This window comes from Pseudomonas brassicacearum (assembly GCF_003732265.1).
Taxonomy (GTDB): Bacteria; Pseudomonadota; Gammaproteobacteria; order Pseudomonadales; family Pseudomonadaceae; genus Aquipseudomonas; species Aquipseudomonas brassicacearum_D.
On the sequence record NZ_MOBK01000001.1, the window covers coordinates 644,286 to 667,201 of the forward strand.

Genomic DNA, 22,916 nt, shown 5'->3' on the forward strand with positions numbered 1-22,916 from the left:
GCGATCAAGTGCGCCCGACGGAACCTGTGACGGGCAAGTTACCCAGCAACTTCAGCCCCGTGGTTTTCACGAACGTCTCGTAGTCCATCGGTCTCTCGATACGGGTTTCTGCGTTGGGCAGAACGTACGCCCAGGCGCGCTTCGACGAGGCGTCGTAAACCAGCTTGAACAGGCGCGTCGGCACCCAGACCTTGTTGTCGCCAATGGTGCTGTGGCCCGAGTCAAAGATCGGTCCGGTAAACACAAAGACGTTGCCATCGGCGCGCTTGGCAAACTTCCTGACATCCGACTCGACCTTGCTCCAGATCTTGCGGTTGTTGGTCGGGTCTTGCGGCACCATGTTCGACAGCGCAAAGGATTGGGCCATGGCATTAGGGTTCGGTGCATCGGCGGCCGGGGATTGGTGACCACGATCCACCGCCGGGTGTTGGCTGCGGTAATCGCTCAACTCTGCCCGCCCACCCTTGGGGATACGTGGGTCCGGGTAGAACTGGTTGGTGCGTTCCTCCCCTTTGGCGTCCTGAAGCTGGGCGGCATTCAGTCGCTCGACCACCACCAATGGCGTCTTGCTGGTTTGCGAGTACAGCACCGCGAAGTTGTCGGAACACAACGCCAAGGGATTCATGGTGGCAGGCACCGTGGCGATGTTGATCGGCCTGGCTGCCGGGAACAGATCGGCACAGCCGTCGAACGAGGCCAGTTTCTGTTTGTTTGAATAGAGGTCCAGCGCCGCGTTCTGGCTGATCGAGCCCGAACGGGACACTTGCTCCTGATGCTGGGCGGGCGGTTTGAGGAGATCCAGCAGGCTGCGGGCTTGCGCCCCGGTCGAGAGCAAAACAAGGGCCGACAGCCCAACTGCAATTTTGCGTAGGTACATGCGTCAGATCTTCGATGTGTAGTGAGGGATAAACGAATGGCGAGCCCCGATTCACGGGACCAGGTGGCGGCGGTTGCGGATTATAGTGCGGTGAGCATGCGTTCACAGTCCTTGATCAAAATACCGATGCGGGTCCGGTCGGCTCCGGGCAGTTCGACCGCTGAGGGTCGTGCGGAGGTTATTGACCACCATAAATTCTTTTAGTGCGAGAGGTTTCTAAAGCATTTTTTCCAGGCCGATCTTGTCGCTGAGCCACGCCTTGAAACTGCGCCAACGACCGCCCGGCTCCGTTCGCAACGTATGCAGGCGGCCGTCGTCTTCAGTGAGCCAGACGACTTCGCCGTTTTCCAGGCGAGCCTGGTAGCTCACGGCGGGCGCCATGCCCTCAAGCGCCAGCTCGCGCATGTAGCCGGCCAACTCAGGACTGTCGACCAGCACGCCGACTTCGGTATTCCACAGCACTGAGCGCGGGTCAAAATTGAAAGAGCCGATGAACACCTTCTGTTTGTCCAGAATCATGGCCTTGGTGTGCAGGCTGGAGTCCGAGCCACCACTAAAACCACGGGAAGAACCGCCACTGGGGTCGTCCGGCTGAAGCCGCAGCTCATAGAGTTTCACGCCATGTTCGAGCAGGGTCTTGCGGTAAGGCGCATAACCGCCGTGCACCGCCGGCACGTCGGTGGCTTCCAGTGAATTGGTCAACAAGCGCACATCAACACCGGCATCCGCACGCCCGAGGAGGTAGCGCATGCCCGACTGTTGCGGGACGAAATAGGCCGAGATCAGGATCAGGTCCTGACTGACCTTATCGAGCTCAGGTCGCAGTTGAGTGGTCATCAACAGTGCCCGGGCCGGTTCGTCGTCGGCCAGCACCTTGCTCGGAGCGTCCCACATCGCCTTGCTGTGCGCCCAGATCAGTTGCTTGCGCCAGGTTTCGAGTTGCGGTTGAGTCCGGTAGGTCATGAGGTGATCGTACAACGCCCTGTTCTCGACACGCGTGCTCTGCAGCGATTGCTCGAGGCGTTGCCGACTCTTGAGCAAATCTTCGGCGGTTGGCTTGTCGGACACCAGTTCACTGATCGGCTGGCTCAGGGCGCTGTTCCAGTATTGATCGAAGCTGCGGCCCAACTGCGCGGCGACCGGGCCGACGCACAGCAAATCCATGTCGGTGAAGTTGCGATCGGCCTTGGCGTCGAAATACTCGTCCCCAAGATTGCGTCCACCGACGATGGCTGCGCTGTTGTCGGCCAGCCACAGTTTGTTGTGCATGCGCCGGTGCTGTTGGGACAGGTTCAGCAGACGGCCCATGGTTCGGGTGACCATCGTGCTGCGCCCCAGATGCAAAGGGTTGAAGACACGGATATAGATATTCGGGTGCGCGGCCAGGGTCGCGATGACTTCTTCCTGGCCGTCGCTGGCGGTGTCATCAAGCAACATGCGCACCCGTACGCCGCGATCGGCGGCCAGCAACAATTCACGCACCAGTGCCCGGGTGCTGAGACCGTTGTGCACGATGTAGTACTGCAGATCGATGCTTTTCTGCGCGTTGCGAATCAACTCGGCGCGCGCCCGGAACGCTTCGCTGCTGTTAGGCAGCAAGCGAAAACCCGAGCGCCCCTCGTGCGGGGCGGCCTGGGCCTGGATCGAGCGCCCTAACGCCGATTCGTTGGCCGGTATTGCCTCGCTGAATTCGTGGGGCAAGCGCGTGGGGGTACAGCTGACGACCAGCAGTGCGAGAAACAGTGCGGGGAAGAACCAGGGCATGGACAAGGGGCTCGTCCTCAACCTCGACGGGGGCGTTCCAGCGGCAATCTGCACAACTTTTTTCAGTAAAGCCCGGTTCAAGCAGCCTGTCGAAAATTAACTGCCTTACTGTTCCTGTGCTGCACCGTCTAATCTGAATAGAGCAAGACCCTAAACATGCCTCTTGATCAGGGGAAACAGGATGACCGAAAAAACAGCGCGCCACTGCTGGTCATGGTTCCTGCTTTCCCTGCTCGCCATCAGCCTGGCGCTGACCGCTGGATGTTCAAGAAAAGTGCACAGGGATCCCTATGCGCTCTCAAGCTTTGGCTCAAATTGCTACGCAAAAGCGCTACCCACTGCTGGCGAAGGTGGGCTGGCCTGGGGCGACACCCTGAACATGGCGCGCAAGAAATCCATGGACAATTGCATACGCTATGCCGGCCGCTCCGGTGGCACGCCGAAGACCTGCCAGGTGGTGGTGGCGGAGTGCAAAAATCAATAGCGGCCCAAGACCTGGCTTGTGCCACGTCGGCTTGTTTTGTGGGGAGCGGAACTGGCCTTAGTCCTGCCGCACAATGTCGACCGAGATCTCCACCGCCGTCATCGTTCCTCTGTTCTCAAGCCAATGTGTGGTGTTCCTGTCTTCGGGCCAGCCAACTCCCGGCCCATAGTCCGTGGCGACTCCATTGCGATGATCGGTGATCGTACCTTGCAGGATGTAGACGGTGCCGGGGCGGTCTACATGGTTGTGAATCGGCCCGAAAACGCCTCCAGGCTCGATGGTCACTTTGCGCATTCTGAGTTGGCGCCCTGCCATGCCCTCGATCTCAGGACCCAGGTCAATCGTTGCCAGTAACTGCACCGCAACGCCTTTTGTCTCGGGTGCTGGCTGCTCGTTGTTCATCACCTTTACCTCTCTGTACAGACAGGGCCTGACTTGCAGTAGACACCCTAATGAGGGTCGGCTGTCGAGAGTCGATTAGCGGTTCAGACGTGTCATGAAATGAAAAGAAAGTGTCGTCGAATGAATGGTCGACCGCAAAACAATACGCGTAAAACACGTCACTAACTGTAGTGGCGCTGCGCCTCTTTCGTACCTCCAAAACATAATAATAATCCGAAGAAGGATCGCGTTTCATGCGTGTGAATTTGCCCGTAACCGAGCAAGAAAGAGTCTTCCCTGCCGAACAACGGTTGATCTCCATTACCGACCTTGATAGCCGAATCACTTACTGCAACGAAGCGTTTGTCGCCATCAGCGGTTTCACCCACGACGAATTGATCGGCCAGCCGCATAACCTGGTCCGACACCCCGACATGCCACCCGGGGTGTTCATTCATATGTGGCACACCATCAAGCAAGGCAAACCCTGGATGGGGATTGTGAAAAACCGCGCGAAAAATGGTGATTTCTATTGGGTCAGTGCCTACGTCACGCCCATCTATGAAAACGGGCGCATGAGTGGTTACGAGTCGGTCCGCTCGGTGCCCACCCGCGATCAGGTTTGCCGGTCCTCGACACTCTATGCGAGGATGCGTGCCGGCAAGCCGATCGTTTCGCTGAGTGCGCGGATTTTCCGGCCGATGCAACACGGTTGGCCATTGCTGATGGCAGCCGGTGTTTCGCTGTTGGGTGATCAGTGGTTACCAAAATCGGCGGCCCAGGGAGTCCTGGTGGCGAGCCTGATAGTTGCCTGGTACCTGATCGAATCCCGCCAGCGCAAAGCCATCGAGCGCACTCTGGCCGAGCACCCGAAAGCATTCTCCGATCCGTTGGTCGCGCTCACCTTCAGCGACAACCACGGCCCCCAGGGTCGACTGGACATGGCCATGCTCAGTGAAGAAGCGCGCTTGCAGACAGCACTGACCCGGCTGGTCGATGCCGGGATCAATGTAAAAGCCAAAGCCGCACAGTCCTCCGAACTCTCGGGAGCGCAAGCGCAGTCGCTGGATCGCCAGCGCAGTGAAACGGATCAGTCCGCTGCCGCCATCTCGCAAATGGCGGCAACGAACCAGGAAGTGACGCAAAACGTCATGAACACGGCGAATGCCGCGTCCGAAGCCGACCAGTTGACTCGCGAAGGCAGTGAACTGGCCGTGCAAAGCCTGAGCGCCATGCAGGCCATGAACGACGCCGTCAACGAAATCGGCCAGGCGGTCAACGCCTTGGCGAGCGAGACGCAAGCCATCGGCAGTGTCGTGGATGTCATCACGTCCATCGCCGAACAGACCAACCTGCTGGCGCTGAATGCGGCGATCGAGGCAGCCCGGGCAGGTGAACAAGGTCGAGGTTTTGCCGTGGTGGCCGACGAGGTGCGCTCCCTGGCACAACGCACCCGCACCTCCACCGAGCAGATCCACGGCATCATCGCATCACTGAACAGCGGCGCCGATCGCGCCGTATCCACCGCCAGCCGGGGTGAACAGATTTCCCGCGACAGCATGCAGCGTGTCGAGGCGGTGCAGTCGGCGCTGGTCGGCATCAGTGAAGCCGTCAGCCGGATCACCGGCATGAGCCAGCAGATGGCGTCGGCCTCGGAAGAACAAAGCCACGTGACGGAAGACATCAATCAACAGATCACGCGGATCGCTCAACTGTGTGATCACAGTGCCGGACAGGCCAAACAAGGTGCTGCGATCAGCCGGGATCTGGAGGGAATGGCGGAGTATCTGCACGGTTTGGCAGAGCGGTTTAACCGTTAAAGATTACCGATTTATTTTCCAAAAACACAAAGCACCTGTGGGAGCGAGCCTGCTCGCGAAGGCGGCAGCCCATTCAACATTGATGTTGGCTGCCACACCGCTTTCGCGAGCAGGCTCGCTCCCACAGGGATTTCATTTGCCTGAGGTAGTGCGTCAGCAGGTCCACCCCCACTACTAATCCACAATGAACAACTTCGCCCCGGTGGTGGTGAACGACCGATGTCCCTCGGCATTATTACCCACCTGATAACTCATTCCCGGCGTCAGTGTGAACTGCCGACCATCTTCCAGCTCCGTATGCAACTGCCCCTCGAGGCACAACAGGATGTGCCCCCTCCAGCACCAGTGATCGGCCAGATACCCAGGGCTGTACTCAACCATCCGCACACGCGCTGAACCAAACTGACAGGTCCGCCAATAGGCTGTGCCCGTCTGACCCGCATACGCCACCGGCTCTATCGTTGACCAATCGGTGGTACCGAAAGGGATTGCGGTGAGATCCATGGTTGCCTCATCGAAGTACAATAATTGCCGACCGTAACAATCTGGCGATCGTGCCGATAGACACAGACGGTCCGCATTTATGGGATACAGGTGCCGCGAACCCGCAACGGGCCATACTAGCGATGGTTGCGATAACGTTCGGTCAATGACTGCACGAGGGTGACGTAGGATTGCGTCTCCGCGTAGGGAGGCACCCCGTTGTACTCGACCACGGACGCTTCGCCAGCGTTATAGCCTGCCAACGCCAGCACCTGATTGCCGTTGAAGCGTTTGAGCAGCCAGGCCAGGTAGCGCACGCCGCCACGAATGTTCTGTCGTGCGTCGAACGGATCGTCCACCGCGAAGCGCTCGGCGGTGGCGGGCATCAACTGCATGAGTCCCCGGGCGCCGGCCTCGGAAATGGCGTTGGGGCGAAACGCCGATTCGGCATGAATCACTGCGCGGACCAGCGCCCTGTCGACACCATAATGACTCGAAGCGGCTTCGATCTCCCTCCGATAGGAATCAGTGTCCAGGCGCAGTGAGGCGACCTTGAAATCCTTCGGCACCCTGCACAGATAGCAGCCCTTGATGACATAGAGCTCAAGGACATCGACCCGTGCGGAGATCCCGACGGGGCGTCGGCTCACATATTGACGAACACCCTTGTGCATGAAGGTAAACACCCGAACCCGCACCGCGCCTGAATCGTCGTCCTGCACAAGCTGCGGCAGGGCACTTGCCTTGGCGCTGACACCGGCCATGCCAGTCTGGCGAGTGCAGCGGGCGTTGGTGATGGCTTGGCTGGTGTAGCTGATGGTTCCGTCACTGGCTTGGCATTTAAACGTGGCGCTGGCGCACAGTGGAGCGACCAGCAAGGCCAGCTCGATGCAGCCAAGAAGGCTCTTTCGAGCCCATCGCCATGCTCTGGAACTCATCACATCGCTCCGTGCCCGGGCTCAGCCTTTGTTCTGATAGTTATACCCCTTGTAACCGGTCAGGGAACTTGCGTTGACGTACGGGCTGCCCCTAGCCAGTCGTCTCATTCTCGGATGAGTTCGGCCCTTTACACCCGAAGCTAGGCGCCGCCGTCATCCACTTGAGTCGGCGTTACCGGCGAGCCTGCCAACAGGCCGCCATCAATGTTGAACTCACTGCCGGTGATGTACGTCGCTTCATCCGAGGCCAGCAACAGTGCCATGGCCGCCACCTCTTCCGGCATGCCGAACCGTCTGAGCGGCGTGTCCCGGACCAGTGCGGCCATTCGTTCTTCACGACCTTCGTCGGTACCTAACATCGGCTCCCACATGGGCGTGAGGATGGCCGCCGGATGAATCGAGTTGCACCGAACCTTGAGGCCTTGTTCGGCGCAGTAAAGCGCCACCGTCTTCGTGTGATTACGAACCGCGCCCTTGGACGATGCGTACGCCGCCGCCCCCGGAATGCCGACCAGGCCTGAGCGAGAAGAGATGTTGATAATGGAACCCGCCCCTGCATTTCGCATGGCGCGAATGGCGTACTTGCAACCAAGGAATACACCGTCGAGATTGGTCTGATGCACGGCGTGCCAGTCCTCCAGTCGCGCATGCTCCGGATCGTGCCGCACGGCACCTTGCTCAAACCCGGTAATCCCGGCGTTGTTCACCAGGACGTCCAGCCTGCCGCGCTCCTTCAAGATTTGCGCCGTCACTCGCTGCCAGTCGTCTTCCCGCCGCACATCAAGTCGCAGATAAGTGGCGCGGTCGCCGAGTGAGTTTGCAAGCGTTCTGCCGAGTTCGTCGTTTATATCCGTGACATAAACAAAGCAGCCCTCCTGCACAAAGAGTCGCGCAATCGCGGCGCCAATCCCTTGGGCTGCCCCTGTAATGATCGCAGTCTTGGAGGTGAGTTTATTGTCCATAAAAGATCCCGAGACTCCCTTGGTTTGATGCATGCAAAGCGTTAACGAACCCGAACGACCGGTCAAATCCACACCCAACAGCAGACACTAGCATCCCTGACGTAAAGCACATGTTCTATCCTCTAATCCAACCCCTCAACTCCGGACATCAACATGCCCGCCCCCGAATCCATCCTCCTCCAAAGCTGGCACCATAACGCCCGATCCTGGATCGAAGCCATCCGCACCGGCGCCATCGAAAGCCGCCAGCAGGTCACCGACCAAGCCATGCTGTTGGCGGTGATGGGCCGCCAGCCTGAGCGCGTGCTCGACCTCGGTTGTGGCGAGGGCTGGTTGTTGCGCGCGCTGGCGGACCGGGGCATCGAGGCGGTTGGTGTGGATGGTGACGCGACGCTGGTCGAGGCAGCGCGGACGGCGGGCTCTTCGTCGGTGCATGTGGCGAGTTATGAAGAATTGGTGGAGGCGAAGGTCAACGTCGGCATCGACTACGACCTGATCTGCGCCAACTTCGCGCTGTTGCACCAGGACATCATCCCTCTGCTCGCCGCCATGAACGCCCTGCTCCTCCCTGGCGGCACGCTGGTGATCCAGACGCTGCATCCGTGGACCGCAGCAGCTGGTGATTATCAGGATGGCTGGCGGCAAGAGACCTTCGCCGGGTTCAAGGGGCAGTGGCAACCCATGCCCTGGTACTTCCGCACCTTGTCCAGTTGGCTCAATGCGCTGGACATGGCCGGTTTTCGGCTGGTCGGCTTGCAGGAGCCGCAGCACCCGCAAAGTCCTGTGCCGCAGTCGTTGCTGCTGGTGGCCGAGCGGCCGAAGAAATAGCGGCCAATGAGCCGGGGCGCGTGAGCGCCGAATTCACGTTCGAGGCGATCGCGCATTTCAATCCTGCGCGCTCACCCAGTCCATCATCTTTTCCTTGAACTCCGTCACTGCCGATTTTTCCGCTTTACCGGCCTTGGACATGTAGCGGTCCAAAACGAAATCGACCTGCATCTGAACCTCACGCCACTTCAGCACGGCCGGCACTCTGCGCTTCAAATCAGCGAACTCATTAAGCAGCCGGGTGCTGTTGATCTTCAGCTTGTTGTTTGCCAAGGCCAGGTAAAGACCGGAGAGGATCAACGCGGCCACATTCTGGAAATCCGGACTGCTTTCCACCCAGGGCCTGAGTTGCACCTGGACTCGCAGAATGTCAGCTTCGACTGACGCTGGCGCAGCGATAAACAGATGTGCAGCGACGCGTTCCAGAGCCGGCTCATAGGCGCGGCCCGGATCACTGACAATGGCACGCTGCTCAGCCTCGGCAAAATATTCCTCCATCTTTTGCAAGGCGGTTTTCTCTGCCTGCGGGTCGTTGGCCAGCACCTCAATCCAAGCCAGGCGCTTGTACGCCGTACCGCAAAGGCTGATACGCCCCAAGGTCGGTTGCAACTTGCACACCCGGGTCAGCAGATTGATCGCACCTCCCGTCTGCTTGCGCGCCGAGTTCAGCGCCGAACTCAACTCCTGAGGGGATTTTTTCGCCGCAGCATTCACTTGCAGCCAGGCTCGACGAGCCCGCAAATCGCCCAACTGTTCGCTGGCCCTAAAGCTGGCACCGCCGTCGTTGGCACCGATGGCGCGCTCGAACCAGGCGATCGCCCGTTCGGTTTCCCCGGCTTCGGCCCAAGCCTGAGCGAACGCCTCACACACTGCGCCCATCTCGTTCCATAGATGGCCGAAACGGCTTTCCAGGATTTCGATCATATTGATGACCTGCACCTTGGGTACCTTCTTGTAGCGGCTGTCATCGATGGCGATTTCCAACGCCAGTACCAAGGCCTGTGGTGAGGCAATGCTGTCGAAGCCTTGGTCAGGTGCAGCAGCAGGCTGATTGGCATCTTCCTGTACGCGTGCGAACACCCAGTCCGGGTCGCCGTAACACTGGAAAGCTGCCCAAGTATTACTTTCCGGGGCCGCCCGCAAAGCCTCCTTGCGCGCCGATGCCACGGCATCGATAAATCTGATGCCGTTGAGCAACTGGCTATAAAACTGGGTTGCAAACAGACTGGCCGCTCGGTCATCCACCGCCCAGCCCGCAACAACAACGCAACGCACGCCCATGGCAATCAGCTCCTCGGCCACCGTAGCTGCGAAACGGGTGCGGTCGTAACTCAGATGCGTGGTCTTCAACAACTGGGTCGGGTCGATCGCCCCCAAATAACAGCAGTTGATGAATACCAGCTCGGGCACCACGCGCATGCTTTTCATCTCTCGCGGGCCGAGGAAAATGTTGTTGGACAAGACGATCCCCCGTGGGTCCAGCATCTTGGGCTGGGTTTCCCCCGCCTTGGCCGGCGCATCGATGTCCGGCAAGGGCAACGCCTGGAACAGCGGCGGCTCACCGTGGCCAGCGATATGCACGATTCGCCAGTCGTGAGCCAGCAAGGCACTGGTCACCGCCAAGGCATCGACTGTGACGCTGGGTTCGGTGTCCTCGGCTATCAACGAACGCACTTTGCCAGTCGGCAGGGAGTTTTCCATCAGGGCCGTGATGGCATGGGCTTCGGCACGCGCACCAGGCAGTCTCGGATAGCGCTTTATATCGGTGACCGGCTCGCCAATGATCAAAACGTAGGCGTCGGTTGTGGCGTCCAGTACCTGTTCGCGATAGCTCTCGGTCCGTAGCTTGCGCAGCAGTTTACTGCGGATCGCCCAGGGGACCTGTTCTTCTGAGGTTGATCGGTCCGGATCACGCTCGGTATTGAGCAACTCCCAAGGGATGGCAGCAGTGGAGCTGTCCAACTCGATTTGCATTTCCGTGGTGCCACCGAGGTAAGCGTCCATCTCCAGTGGCACCAGCAATTTGAACAGGGTCTGACCGATAGCGCTGCCGGCCGAGGGCTGGTTGGACGAGGCACCGACCAGCTCATGCAGCAACGCCACTTGCATCGACTGCGCCCGCACTTCGGCGCGGGCGCGCCGAGTGTCCAGGGTATAGGCAATCATCGGCAGCTGATTTTCATCGTACTGCGTGACGGCGGAAATGAAGTCGTAGCGAGTGCTTCGGTAGCCGCCCTCCAGCGGCCTACGCAGCCATCCGGTGCCGGACTTGATGGTCGGCGTCACCCGGAAATCTTTTGCCCGTGACACACCCAGCACCTGCACGGCGCGCCAGGCGTCGGTGGCGCGATCCAGGTAAAGCTCGGTCAGATGCAGGTGACTGACAGTCGGCCAGCCCTTCTGCTTGAGCCGGATATTAGCGTCGCGTACCCCTTGGGCAATTAACGCCGCTGACTGCCCTGGCGACATGCCAGCCCCGCCGCTGCCAATCAACGCAGCAGCGATTTCGAACTGCACCGGTGCACCGCGATTCTGTTCGGCCAAGCGTTGGGCCCAGGCCAGAACACCCTGGCGAACCGTCTCCAGCAGGTCGTTGGAACTCAATTTGCCCTCTTGTCCCAGGCCCACCACGATAACCGCTTCGGGACGCGGTAGTTGCAGTGGATTTTCGCCATTCGCGGCGATGTTCATGAATACCTGATTGCTGCGCGGAGCCGAGGGGTAGAGGCTCATTTTCAAGGCATCGCCAAGCAAGCCGCCGACCATTTCATCGACTACCCGTTCGCTGCCAGTAAGACCGGCGCTGGCGTAGTGACCGACGATCAGCGGATCGCGGGTGAACTTCAGGTTGCAGTTGATCACGGTCACGGGCAGCGGCGGCAATTCTTCGCGCGCGGTCGGGGTGATCGTCTGGCTGTACAACGTGAAGACATCATCGACGCTGACCGGCACAGTAATCCGGTCACCGCGCACCGGCCTGCTCGTCACATAGGGCAATGACCGCTGGGGGACGCCACCACGGCTGACTGTCTGGTCCAGCACCGTGAGTTCAGTGGTGCGACCGGTTTGCAGCAACGAAAGAAATGCCGGGAATGCCGCACTCTGCTTTGGCAAGTCGCCGTGGACACAGGCTAATTTATAGGCTTGCACCCCAGGTAGCAGAGCGCTGTGCAACGTTACCCTGCCATCGCCGCCGTCCTGCGCATCCTGATAACCGAAACCCTTTTCGGCACTGACGGTATACCCATCGGGGGTAAATTTCGCTTCGCCCACAACCATCGACAGCTTGTCCTTCCAGGGGCTTAGATCCTGATCATCCAATGCCTTGCGCAACGCTGCCGCGACCGCCAGAACTTCACTGCTGGGCTTGCCCCAATCGTAGTAGTCCTGCTGAATGCGCAGGTGGTGCCAAAAGCTGTGCGCCTTCAGCCACTGCTGGTCCTTGCTGGACAGATCGGCCCAGACCTCGGCATCGGTCAGGTTGAGCACCGGGTCGAGCAGATTGGCCTGCAATTGAATAAATCCGGGAAAGGTTGCCATGAGTGCCCGGGACTTCTGCGGTGTAAACGGCGCACCGGCGAACGCCAGGCTGTTGCCGAAGGTATCGTCTCCCGACAGCACCTGCATCGGTGCCCAGGAACCACCATTGGGTGTGCCAAGCATTAACAGCCGAGCTTGTGGATCGGCCATCATTCGCGCCCAGACTTGCGGGCACTTGAGCAACATCGTCCGTGCCAGCAAGCCGCCCATCGAGTGCGCCAGCATCCTTACCGGTTGCCGCGTAGCGGACCTGGCGTCGAGCGCGTTTTCCACGGCATCCCCGAGTCGTTTGGCCTCCCGTTCCATCGGCACGCGCCAATCGTAAGCAAACACAATCACCTGGTGTGTTGCCTCAAGGAATTTAATCAAGTCCTCGTAGACCATGCCCACTGCGCCATCGGGTTCTACATCGTCCTCCATGCCTTGCTTGTAGCTCAGTTCATCGAGGCCATTGATTAACCAGGGCCCCAGCCAGATACGTCGGTCGCCTGCTTTGAGATTACTGCCCAGAATGCCCGGTAACACGAATACCGCCGGCTTCTGCGCCGCAGGTATGTCGCTGCCACCACCGCGCCGTCCACTGGCATCCCGGCCTTGCCAGGACAGAGGCCCGATGGGCGTGAAATCCCTGGGTTCGTCCAGCGTCAGGCCCTCGACAACGGCTGACGCGGTGCGCTCGTTGCTGAAATAGGAGAAGTGCGAAACGGTGCCGCCCTGGTTGAGCAGGAAACTCGCCGACCTGGCCCTGGGCGCACCGCCGTACATGGAACTGGTTTGCACCACCAGGTCGTTATCGGTCCAGAAAAACGTGTCAGAGAGTAAGGTCTTGAGCCAACTGACCACCGAGTCCCCTTCCATGTCACCGGCAATGACTCGCAATTCACTGTCAACCGGCGTGCGAATCAGGTGCAGCCACTGGACCAGCGGGCTGTCGGGCATCTGTGCAGCCAGACCGGGCATGAGCAATGGATCGGTGCGACGGCGGGCCACGTCAGCCAATAAATCGATGAGTTCGGGCACCACAGGCACGCCGCTCAGTTCCATGCTCCATTTGAGCACCGAAAGGTAGGCATCCAACCTGTTCGACGCCAGCAGCGTACCGCGTGCAGGGCAGGCTACCCGCACGAAACGCGTGACTTTGATCCGCTTGTCGCTGACCAGACTGATCAACAGTTGCAGATCCTCGCGTTGGGTCTTGTACTCATCGCCCTTGGCCAGGTCCTCGAAGCTTTGCAGTAGATCGGCACCGCCACTGCAGGCTTTGGCCAGTACCTCGCCGATCAGCCCTCCCCGAGAGTGCGAAAGCAAATGCAGGACCGCGCCTTTGGGCAACGCGTTGGCCAATTCCATCGCGTTCTGAATTGGACTGGCGGTCAAGGTTGGATGGTCCAGTGCATAGACGCCGCTGTAGGCGCCGAAGATTCGCGCGACCTTCGACGGATGGTCGGTCCACAGTTTGCCGAAGGTCCCCTGAGTATTGGAGAAGGTGCCATGCAACAGTACCAACACAGGTTTATCGTCGATGACAATCCCGGTGGCCACCGCGCTGCCCTTGAGTGAGTCAAGGACCTTGGAGTTAAGCCGGTAGAGACCTGGGTCAACCTGCTTGTCGACCCTGTCCGCTGCCAGCGTGGCAGCAGCGTTCGCGACGGAGTCCTTGCCAACACCGGCGATGATCTGAATCAGCTTCACCAGCACCTTGCCAAGCGGACCCCGTGAGGGGCCGCGGGTCTGCCCCTGGATTTCGTCCTGGCCATCCCATGCCAGTTCCACGGGTATCCGCACACTATCGGTGCCCTGAGCGCCGCGGGATGCGGAGCTCTGCTGTGAAAGAAACAATTCGCATGCGGTCTGTGGATTCAATATCAGTACCGGGCCGTTGGCGATATGCACAGCCATTACGTCTTTTTCCGGATCGACGTTGAGAGACACTTCGCTACCGGTACCACGACGCACCGCAACCTGAACTGAGTACCTCACCGTACCCTCGGTTAATCCAGCAGGCAGTTGCAAATTTGCACCGCTATTGGAGGCATTATTTCCATGACCCGAAACAACAAACGTAATGCTCATTTTTTATATCCCTGGTGCGAGCTATTCGTAATAGTGTTCATCCACCATAGGCGAGCACGCAGGCACATTTATACTTTTTCGCTAAATACGTTAGAGCCGATAGTTTGAACTTGAAGAAAAACAAGCTTATGTGTAAACGCCCTGACACACATGAAACCAACAATAAACAAAACAGATACCCCGACTGGAACTTGATGAAGCACACGCTATGCTAACCCTCCGGTATTGACTCATATAACTCAACACCATCACGTCAAGCAGGTAGATACCATGGCCAAACTCAGCCTTACCCCTGCGCTAAAACTGGAATATGAGCAGCTATTTAATAGCTGCCTAATAAACCCAAGTCGTTTTAATGACGTCAACGCATTGGTAAACAGTCTTTACGAACACCGCGAACAGTATCAGGGTGTGGCCGAAAGCATGGACATTCCGTGGGGTTTTATCGCAGTTGTACACAACATGGAGTCCAGCCAAAAATTCCAAAAGCACTTGCATAATGGCGACCCGTTGACAGCACGCACCGTGCACGTGCCCGCAGGCAGGCCTCTTGGTCCACCGCCTTTCACGTGGGAAACCAGTGCCGTTGATGCCTTGACCCTGCGCAAGCTGAACGCGAGGACCGACTGGACGCTGCCCGGTACGCTGTATCAACTGGAGTTGTATAACGGCATCGGTTATCGGCTGTATCACCCCCATGTGCTGACGCCCTACTTGTGGAGCTTCAGCAACCACTATCAAAGCGGCAAGTATGTCGGTGACGGAACTTGGTCGGAGAGTGCAAAGTCGGCGCAATGCGGTGCAGCGGTGTTGCTACGGCGCATGGCTGAGAACGGCTATATCGATTTCCCCGATCAGCCCTCACCTGCTCCGCAGGACGGCCCATTCATCGTTGAATATTCGGCCACCAGGCCGGGCAACCCTGAGGCCGAGGCCAAGGCAGAAAACCTGCAGCGCTGGCTCAACACGTTCCCGGGAATATTTGTAAAGGTAGATGGTGCTCCCGGAGACAGGACATCCGCGGCGTATTTCAAGGTGACGGGGCATTATTTGCCAGGAGATCCGCGCGGGGGAGGAGTCTCGGATCGCCTTTCACCAATGGCAGCAACTGGGCATTGAAGTCACCAAACATCCTGACGGCCTTCCCGACTTACCTCCCACACCCGTATTTCGAGGCCAGGCAAATTCATCTTATGATGTGACGCCCTCCTTATACAGAGCCACTACCAATCAAAAACTCGAGAAAAAGAAACTCGAGTTCTTCACGCTCCTGATGAAGTGCCCGGAAATAGAAAACTCAGTAGGCGTACCGCTTTCGAAATATGACATAAAAGCCACGGCTCAGCATTTCCAGGCCTCCTTGACAGACTTTGTCGATATGACCGGCGCCTGCTGTGGCCATCCATTTCGCCAGTTCCACTACATCACCCAACAGCCCCGCCCTATCGGCCGTATTCATGTATAACCTCGACGAGTTTATAAGAGATGGTGCATCCATCGTGATGCCCCACCTTTCGTGAACCGCCTATATCTGCAACGAGGGAGGGGTTTTACACACAAACCCTTATGATTTTGAAAGATTTCAACAATGGAGGGTGAAAATCGAATTCCCTCACAACCCAAACTTCAAATCAATAAGAAATACAACGCCGGCAGACATCATCCCCGTAACGCCTTTAATCTACGTCTACAGATATGAAGGGAAACAGAACAAATAGAAACGTGGGAAAAGATGCTTGATTTAGCGCGAGCCCTTCCGGACGACGGTTGATTCCACAATCGATAGTTGCCTCAACAGGTTGCGCAATACGAAGACCAACTCAGCTAATCGAGGCACACGCCCACTGTCCTTGGCGAAAACCGCAAAGCGTCACTGCGGCTGAAAGGTTTGCAGGTAAGCCAGCAGGTTTTCGATCTTTTCCGGATCGCTGAGCCCCCAGAAAATCATGCGAGTACCGGGGACCACTTGTTTCGGCGCTTCGAGGTAAGCGGTCAGTGTTTCGCGGGTCCAGACGATACCGGCGGATTTCATCGCGTCGGAATACTGGTAATCCGTGGTGCTACCGGAACGCCGGCCAAAGATGCCATTGAGCTGCGGACCGAATGAACCCCGCGCCGATTCCCCGACCTGATGGCAGCCCCCGCAAATTCGCTTGAACAATGTCGCACCCGCTTCAGCATCGCCGGCCGCGTGTGCCTGAAGGCTGAATACACCTGCCGTGAGCAGCAAGGTAAACGTGAGTGCAGCGGCTTTCTTCATGTTCATTTCCCAATCGTGTTTCGTTGGGCGCGAAAGTCTACGCAAAGAATGGCTGTCTTCATAACCCACGGCGTCATTAAGGCTTACTCGCTGACAGCTTCCAGCGCAGTCTTTATCCTGTGCCGGGCGCATTGACGCTTGACGAATATTTGACTGGAGACACCTGTGCCCCCTCTCACCGCCCGCGAGGTTTATCAGACATTGCGCGATGCCGCCCTGGGCATCCACCCATTGCTGCGCCTCGATGAATCCTCCGCGCCCGGCCAGGTACAGGTTGACATCGAAGGCTGGCGCCTGACTCTCGACATCGACGGCGTCCATTTGCGCCGGTGCCAGCGTTGCCACAGCCCCGATGGCCGCGAGGGTGATCTCGACAGTTGGCAACGTTTCGGCACCGACCCGGTCAGTTTTCTCAGCGCATGGGAACTGGCTCAGATCGAGCGGTTACTGGCCGCAAGCTAGGCAACCTCAACCCATAGCCTTCTCAAACCGCTTCAACGAAAACGCTGATAAATCCAGCTCGCTGCGGCCCCGTATGCACCACTGCGCAAACGCTTCGCCCAATGCCACGGAGTGCTTGAAGCCATGCCCAGAGCAGGCAGAAACCACCAGCGTGTTTTTCAGTGTCGGATGTTCATCGATGATGAAATGGCTGTCCGGGGTGACGGTATAGGTGCACACGGTGACACCGGTGCAAACCGGGCGCCCTCCTCCAACTCAAACCAGAACAGCTTCTGGCGACACACCCTCAGCAAGCGGTCGAACGGCTCGCCGAGCAAACCTGCCGACCACATGCCCGCGCTGATCACCACTTTGTCGGCGAGGATCGTCCGCTGGTCGGTGATGACGGTAAAAGCCCGGCTAAACCGTGATGCTGTTCACGCACCGTATCTGTGGCGAGGGAGCTTGCTCCCTCGCCACAAGTTTGCGTTTGTCTCAAGATTTTCTTGAGTGAACAGTATTACGGCTAAACCGGGCTTTTTCACGTCAACGCATCCCCGCCAACCGGCAGGGCTCTGCGCTTACTGAACGTTTTTCAGCTTGACCACATCACCGGAGATCTTGGTGGTGTAACCAGTCAGGACCCACGCCCAGAACCAGTTTTCCTGCACTTGGGTGTTGATCATCGCGTCGCCGCCCCTGGCTTTGATCGCCGCGTCTTGCGCGCGAACAAAACGGCTGTTCTGCCGGATCGGGATCACACCGAACAGCAACAGGCCGGTAGCGGTTGCTTCGCTGTGGCCGATGACGGTGTATTGGCTGGCGTCATAGTGCTGGGTATTCATCGGGGCACCGGTGCAACCCGCCAAAACCAGACCGAACAGAGCAACCGCGACAACTTTACTGAGGTACTTCACTGAAAAACTCCATGAGAATGTGCCCGGGATCCGTCTCTCGGGCGGCGCACACTCTAGCGGAGGTGATGGCCAATTGGTACTACCTACAAAAAGGATAGTTGCCGCTCGCCCACCGCTCGAGTGACCCTGACTGACGGCACCTCCATCCGGCACGCGCGGCGGACAGCGTTTCCTCTGCCACCGGCTTAATGCCAAAATGCAACGCTCAGGTCACCCGTCCAGCCCCTGCCCCGCGTCATGCAGTGCAACGAGAATCGAATATGAACACCCGTTTTCAGATAAGTGATGCCCCTGAATCCCACGTCTCCCATCAGCCGTCGGCGGTCACAGCATGATTGAAGTTACTGAGGTTTCCATTGCGCAACTGCGTGCTGCGCTTGAATCCGGCCAGACCACGGCGGTCGAGTTGGTGCAGGCTTATCTCGCCAGGATCGAGGCCTACGACGGCGCCGACACACCCACCGCTCTCAACGCGGTGGTGGTGCGCAACCCCGACGCGCTCAAGGAAGCGCAAGCGTCCGATGCCCGCCGGGCCAAAGGCGAGACGCTGGGCCCACTCGATGGCATCCCCTACACGGCCAAGGACAGTTATCTGGTGAAGGGGCTGACCGCCGCGTCCGGAAGTCCGGCGTTCGCCAACCTGATTGCTTATCGTGATGCGTTCACCATCGAACGCCTGCGCGGTGCCGGCGCCATCTGCCTGGGCAAGACCAACATGCCGCCCATGGCCAACGGCGGCATGCAGCGCGGGGTTTATGGCCGTGCCGAGAGCCCGTATAACGCGGACTACCTCACCGCGCCTTTCGCTTCGGGTTCGTCGAACGGGGCCGGCACCGCAACTGCGGCCAGTTTCGCCGCGTTCGGCCTTGCAGAAGAAACCTGGTCGAGCGGACGCGGCCCGGCGTCGAACAATGGGTTGTGCGCCTATACGCCCTCGCGCGGGGTGATTTCGGTGCGCGGTAACTGGCCGCTGACGCCGACCATGGACGTGGTCGTGCCGTTTGCCCGGACCATGGCGGACCTGCTTGAAGTGCTCGACGTGGTCGTGGCCGAAGACCCGGACACCCGCGGCGATCTGTGGCGGATGCAACCCTGGGTGCCGATTCCGAGTGTCACTTCGGTGCGCCCTGCCTCCTACCATGAACTGGCCGCGCAACCCGAGGCACTCGCCGGCAAGCGTTTCGGCGTGCCACGCATGTACATCAACAAAGATCTCGAAGCGGGCACCAGCGAGGCGCCAGGTATCGGCGGGCCGACCGGGCAGCGCATCAACACCCGCGACTCGGTGATCGGACTTTGGGAAGCAGCGCGCAAGACCCTCGAAGCCGCCGGCGCCGAAGTCGTCGAAGTCGATTTCCCGCTGGTCTCCAACTGCGAAGGCGACCGTCCGGGTGCGCCGACGGTGTTCAATCGCGGCATCGTCTCCAAGGAGTTCCTGCACCATGAGTTGTGGGACCTGACGGCTTGGGCGTTCGATGATTTCCTTCAGGCCAATGGCGATCCAAAATTGAACCGCTTGGTCGACGTCGACGGACCGCTGATTTTCCCCCACGATCCGGGCACGCTGCCCAACCGCGAGGGCGACCTGGTGGCCGGCATGGACGAGTATGTGCGGATGGCCGAACGCGGGATTACGCCGTGGAACGAGATCACCACGGTGCCTGATGGCTTGCGCGGGCTGGAACACACGCGGCGTATCGATCTTGAGGAATGGATGGATCGTTTGGGGCTGGACGCGGTGCTGTTCCCGACGGTTGCTGACGTTGGCCCGGCGAATGCCGATGTCGATCCTGCGTCTGCGGACATTGCGTGGAGCAACGGCATTTGGGTCGCCAACGGCAACCTCGCCATCCGTCACCTCGGCGTTCCGACGGTCACTGTGCCGATGGGCGTGATGCCGGACATCGGCATGCCCGTCGGGCTGACCTTTGCCGGTCGCGCCTATGACGACTCGTCGCTGCTGCGCCTGGCGTCGGCGTTTGAAGCCACCGGGAGCAAACGCTTGATCCCGCCGCGCACCCCGCCGCTGCCAACCCAGCCGTAAACATTGAGCGGGATTGGTTCGCTACAGGCTCCCATCCCGCTCAACGATTCAGCCCTTCGCCGCCATCGCGGTCACTTCCACACGCATACCTTCGACCGCCAAAGCGGCCACGCCCACAGCGGCGCGAACCGGCCATGGTTTGGCAAAGAAACGCGTGTAGACCTCGTTGAACGCGGCGCGGTCGGCCATGTCGGTGAGGTAGATGGTCAGGTGCAACACCCGATCCATCGAACTGCCGGCACCTTCCAGTGCTGACTTGAGCGCTTGCAGCGTGCATTCGCTTTGCTCGACGATGCCACCCAGTTCCAGGCTGCCGTCGGCGCGGGTAGGGATTTGAGTGGAGACCAGCAACCCACCAAAACCGGCAACGTCGGAGGAGATGGAATCCTGGTCCGGATCAGGGATGAACGTGATGTCTTGGTTAGCCATGGGGATCTCGCGCTTGAGGTGAAAAGGAGCTGTTGCGTATCAGGCGCGCAGTTTACATCCATCTCCCTTACTCGGGGCGCAGCAACCCGGAAGGAACCACCGTTTCGATCAGCCCGGTCGTCACGTCGTACACCAGACCTGTCACCGTGAAACCACCCGGCAGGTTCGGATGGGCCTTCAATGCCGCCACGTCAACCGCCACCGCTTTATAAGGGTCGTCGATTTCAAGCGCTGCCAATTCGTCTGTCGCGACGCCCATGTGTTTGGCCAGCAATTCAGGTGCATGGTGGTAGCAACCGCGAATGCCGCAATCGGTATGGTGCAGAACGATCAGGTTCCAGCCCTGCCCCACCGCAGCGCCGCCAACACGCGAAACGGTGCCAAGAATGGCCATCGTCTCAAACAGCGCCGGGTTCACGCGGCCACCGACATTACGGATCACCGCGGCTTCACCGGGCTCAAGCTGGAGCACATCCATCGGGTCGACGCGGGGGTCGACGCAACCGAGGATCAGCGTTTGCTGCGAAGGAATGATCTTCAAATCGGTAGCGAAACCGTTCGCGGCGAACGCCACATTGCGTTGGGTCAGGGTCTGTAGAAAGTCCATGGTCATCTCCATCAATCAAGTGTGGAATCAGCTGCGCTGCGACAGCAGGTGTCTCACTATCCCGCCCGGCCAGATCCTCCGGTAGCCGTCGAATCAAGCTAAGATTTATCTCGGATCAGCATTAATGCCTTTGTTCGCCCACAACAGGAACGCGGCCATGCCCTTGAAAGACATCCTCACCCTGAGGCTGTACACCCGCGTCGCACGGCTCGGCAGCTTCTCGGCGGCCGCGCGTGAAAGCGGGCTGGCGCAGTCGCAGGTGTCGCGGATGATTGCCGAGCTGGAGGCCAGCCTGGGGGCGCGGCTACTGTCGCGTACCACCAGGGCGGTGGTGCCGACCGAGGCCGGACTGGAATTTCTGGCGCGCATGGAGCCGATCCTCGCCGCCGTCGACGATGCCGAGAACAGCGTGCGCGAGACCGGCGAGTTACGCGGGTTGCTGCGCATCGGGATGCCGTCGACGATGGGCATTCGCGTGGTCATTCCCAGGCTGGCGGCCTTTACCGAGCGTCATCCGCAGTTGCACCTGGAGTTGATGCTCGAAGACCAATGGCAGGACATGGTCAAGGAAGCCGTCGACGTCGGCATTCGTGTGGGTCACCTGCCGGACCTGGCCGGCACAGCGCGGCAGATTGGCACCATGCACCGGGTGATTGTCGCGTCCCCGGCCTACCTCGCGCGCCACGGTACGCCCACCCTGCCGAGCGACCTTGCCCACCACCGGATCGTCGGTGGTCCGGCCGGCGCGCAGGTCTCGTCCTGGCAATTCGAGCGCGACGGCAATGTCTCATCGATCAATCTCAATCCGCAGTTCTCGACCAATGACACCGCAGGTGCGTTGGCGGCCGCCGCCGGGGGCCTCGGCATCGTCTCGACGACGTCCTGGGCCAGCGCCCTGGAACGGGCCAGCGGTGATCTGGTGCAACTGCTGCCGGAGTGGAAAATGGCAGACTTGCCCGTGCACGCCTACTTTCCGCTGGGACGCACGACTCGCATGGCGGCGCGTGCGTTCGCCGACTTCCTCGCCACCACGCTCGGCAGCGATGCCTAGTTCGGGTCCAGCAACCCGCCGCTCCAGTTGCGCGAGACCCGGCTGCCGGTGAATTTCGCCACTACCATGCCCTGTGGCACCAGCCGATCGCGATAGCGGGTGACCATGCGCCCCGCTTGTTCGGCCACCAGCACCACCTCGGATGACGGATCGCCCGGTCGGCGCAGAATCCGCGCAAAGCGCTGCCCTTCTTCGACGAAATCGCCCAGCTGTTTTTCAAAGATCAGCACGCCGGGCTGAGGCGCCAGAATGGTTTCCATGTGGCCCATTTCCATGGCCTCGACGGGCCAGTCAGCGGGTACCTGCACCTCATCGATGACCCCGCAGCCGCATAGCCAAACGTACAATCCTTCGGCGTCCTGCTCGGCAATCCGGTCGCTGACGTCGCCCTGCCCGCGCAACTCCAGCGTCGCCGCCATGCGCTGCTCGGTGACGCCGTCGCGCAGCCACGGCGCAATGATGGTCTCTTCGAAAGAGCCATCGCCGCCGTCATCCCAGATGATCGCCACATCCATCTTCATCGCGGCGGCCAGTTCACGGCCACGGGGCCAGAAACGGCGGTGAACGTAGAGGTAGGGCAATGCTTCGTCATCGGTGTGAAGGTCGAGCATCACGTCTGCCGGCGCCGCGAGTTGCACCAGTTTCTTTTGCCATTCCTGGACGTTGGTCGAGGGTTGGGCCATGGCGGCCGATTGGTCGAACCCACGGTTGAAGTTATGCCCGGTAGCGTCGTGAAAGCGACCGAGAATGCGTCCCTGGCGAAACTGCCCGATGCCCAGTGGATTGGCTTGCGGCACTACCGTCACGCTGCCGTTGAGCCGACCCAGGGCCTGAGCGATCTCAAGCTTGTGCATCAGCAGATGCAACACCAGCATCCCGGCGATTTCATCGGCGTGCACCCCGGCCTGGAGGTGCACGGTCGGCCCGCGGCCATTGCCGTCGAAGCGCCACGCGCTGACCTGCATCGGGTCACCGTTGTTGTTGCGAACACTGAACGAAACATCCTGCGCCATCTGC

The 22,916-nt window shown here is 59.6% G+C and carries 19 protein-coding genes and 3 pseudogenes; 9 read left to right on the plus strand and 13 right to left on the minus strand.

Going from position 1 to position 22,916, the window contains the following annotated elements:
* Positions 1-4: 4 nt before the first annotated feature.
* Complete coding sequence (locus BK660_RS03100; RefSeq protein WP_123432029.1) at positions 5-877, minus strand: DNA/RNA non-specific endonuclease; 873 nt, start codon at positions 875-877, stop codon at positions 5-7.
* A gap of 216 nt (positions 878-1,093) precedes the next feature.
* Positions 1,094-2,641 (minus strand): phospholipase D family protein, encoded by a 1,548-nt coding sequence (locus BK660_RS03105; RefSeq protein WP_123432030.1) that lies wholly within the window; start codon positions 2,639-2,641, stop codon positions 1,094-1,096.
* Between the two features lie 181 nt (positions 2,642-2,822).
* Between BK660_RS03105 and BK660_RS03110 the strand changes: the two genes are divergently transcribed.
* Positions 2,823-3,125 carry a DUF4189 domain-containing protein gene (locus BK660_RS03110; RefSeq protein ID WP_123432031.1) on the plus strand — a complete coding sequence of 101 codons (303 nt, stop codon included), beginning with the start codon at positions 2,823-2,825 and terminating at the stop codon, positions 3,123-3,125.
* 57 nt (positions 3,126-3,182) lie between these two features.
* Here BK660_RS03110 and BK660_RS03115 read toward each other — a convergent pair whose 3' ends face one another.
* Positions 3,183-3,527, minus strand: a complete 345-nt coding sequence (locus BK660_RS03115; RefSeq protein ID WP_123432032.1) for a cupin domain-containing protein — start codon at positions 3,525-3,527, stop codon at positions 3,183-3,185.
* 233 nt (positions 3,528-3,760) lie between these two features.
* On the opposite strand from BK660_RS03115, the pseudogene BK660_RS33530 reads away from it, so the two are divergent.
* Both BK660_RS33530 and BK660_RS33535 read left to right on the plus strand, forming a co-directional pair.
* Positions 3,761-4,039 (plus strand): annotated as a pseudogene (locus BK660_RS33530) (PAS domain-containing protein); the annotation flags it as partial.
* Between the two features lie 303 nt (positions 4,040-4,342).
* Positions 4,343-5,326: pseudogene (locus BK660_RS33535) on the plus strand (methyl-accepting chemotaxis protein); the annotation flags it as partial.
* A gap of 174 nt (positions 5,327-5,500) precedes the next feature.
* Here the strand turns inward: BK660_RS33535 and BK660_RS03125 are convergent.
* The 3 genes from BK660_RS03125 to BK660_RS03135 form a co-directional block, all read right to left on the minus strand.
* Complete coding sequence (locus tag BK660_RS03125) at positions 5,501-5,830, minus strand: DHCW motif cupin fold protein (RefSeq protein ID WP_123432034.1); 330 nt, start codon at positions 5,828-5,830, stop codon at positions 5,501-5,503.
* Between the two features lie 116 nt (positions 5,831-5,946).
* The gene (locus tag BK660_RS03130) at positions 5,947-6,747 is read right to left on the minus strand and encodes a lytic transglycosylase domain-containing protein (protein ID WP_123432035.1); all 801 of its coding nucleotides are present in this window, start codon (positions 6,745-6,747) and stop codon (positions 5,947-5,949) included.
* A gap of 140 nt (positions 6,748-6,887) precedes the next feature.
* Entirely contained in the window at positions 6,888-7,709 is an 822-nt protein-coding gene (locus tag BK660_RS03135; RefSeq protein WP_123432036.1) for a glucose 1-dehydrogenase, read from the minus strand.
* Positions 7,710-7,862: 153 nt separating this feature from the next.
* Between BK660_RS03135 and BK660_RS03140 the strand changes: the two genes are divergently transcribed.
* Complete coding sequence (locus BK660_RS03140; protein WP_123432037.1) at positions 7,863-8,537, plus strand: class I SAM-dependent methyltransferase; 675 nt, start codon at positions 7,863-7,865, stop codon at positions 8,535-8,537.
* A 57-nt stretch (positions 8,538-8,594) separates the two neighbouring features.
* On the opposite strand, the gene BK660_RS03145 is transcribed toward BK660_RS03140, so the two are convergent.
* Entirely contained in the window at positions 8,595-14,057 is a 5,463-nt protein-coding gene (locus BK660_RS03145; protein WP_185044948.1) for a CHAT domain-containing protein, read from the minus strand.
* 363 nt (positions 14,058-14,420) lie between these two features.
* Between BK660_RS03145 and BK660_RS03150 the strand changes: the two genes are divergently transcribed.
* Together BK660_RS03150 and BK660_RS33540 are read left to right on the plus strand one after the other, a co-directional pair.
* Positions 14,421-15,269, plus strand: a complete 849-nt coding sequence (locus BK660_RS03150; protein WP_123432039.1) for a hypothetical protein — start codon at positions 14,421-14,423, stop codon at positions 15,267-15,269.
* A complete protein-coding gene (locus BK660_RS33540) occupies positions 15,265-15,615 on the plus strand; it encodes an FRG domain-containing protein (RefSeq protein WP_404942933.1) in 351 nt (116 codons plus the stop codon). The genes BK660_RS03150 and BK660_RS33540 overlap by 5 nt, the downstream gene beginning before the upstream one ends.
* Before the next feature lie 405 nt (positions 15,616-16,020).
* Here BK660_RS33540 and BK660_RS03160 read toward each other — a convergent pair whose 3' ends face one another.
* The gene (locus tag BK660_RS03160) at positions 16,021-16,410 is read right to left on the minus strand and encodes a c-type cytochrome (RefSeq protein WP_123432531.1); all 390 of its coding nucleotides are present in this window, start codon (positions 16,408-16,410) and stop codon (positions 16,021-16,023) included.
* Between the two features lie 165 nt (positions 16,411-16,575).
* On the opposite strand from BK660_RS03160, the gene BK660_RS03165 reads away from it, so the two are divergent.
* A complete protein-coding gene (locus BK660_RS03165; RefSeq protein WP_123432041.1) occupies positions 16,576-16,872 on the plus strand; it encodes a DUF7693 family protein in 297 nt (98 codons plus the stop codon).
* A 6-nt stretch (positions 16,873-16,878) separates the two neighbouring features.
* Here BK660_RS03165 and BK660_RS03170 read toward each other — a convergent pair.
* Together BK660_RS03170 and BK660_RS03175 are read right to left on the minus strand one after the other, a co-directional pair.
* A pseudogene (locus BK660_RS03170) lies at positions 16,879-17,258 on the minus strand (hypothetical protein); the annotation flags it as partial.
* A gap of 174 nt (positions 17,259-17,432) precedes the next feature.
* A complete protein-coding gene (locus tag BK660_RS03175; RefSeq protein WP_123432042.1) occupies positions 17,433-17,768 on the minus strand; it encodes a hypothetical protein in 336 nt (111 codons plus the stop codon).
* Between the two features lie 331 nt (positions 17,769-18,099).
* On the opposite strand from BK660_RS03175, the gene BK660_RS03180 reads away from it, so the two are divergent.
* Complete coding sequence (locus BK660_RS03180; protein WP_123432043.1) at positions 18,100-19,812, plus strand: amidase; 1,713 nt, start codon at positions 18,100-18,102, stop codon at positions 19,810-19,812.
* A gap of 48 nt (positions 19,813-19,860) precedes the next feature.
* Here the strand turns inward: BK660_RS03180 and BK660_RS03185 are convergent, their stop codons facing one another.
* A complete protein-coding gene (locus BK660_RS03185) occupies positions 19,861-20,241 on the minus strand; it encodes a RidA family protein (protein ID WP_123432044.1) in 381 nt (126 codons plus the stop codon).
* 67 nt (positions 20,242-20,308) lie between these two features.
* Entirely contained in the window at positions 20,309-20,848 is a 540-nt protein-coding gene (locus BK660_RS03190) for a carbonic anhydrase (protein WP_123432045.1), read from the minus strand.
* Between the two features lie 157 nt (positions 20,849-21,005).
* Between BK660_RS03190 and BK660_RS03195 the strand changes: the two genes are divergently transcribed.
* Positions 21,006-21,899 carry a LysR family transcriptional regulator gene (locus tag BK660_RS03195; RefSeq protein WP_221178634.1) on the plus strand — a complete coding sequence of 298 codons (894 nt, stop codon included), beginning with the start codon at positions 21,006-21,008 and terminating at the stop codon, positions 21,897-21,899.
* Here the strand turns inward: BK660_RS03195 and BK660_RS03200 are convergent.
* Entirely contained in the window at positions 21,896-22,912 is a 1,017-nt protein-coding gene (locus BK660_RS03200) for a M14 family metallopeptidase (RefSeq protein ID WP_123432046.1), read from the minus strand. The genes BK660_RS03195 and BK660_RS03200 overlap by 4 nt on opposite strands.
* Positions 22,913-22,916 lie beyond the last annotated feature (4 nt).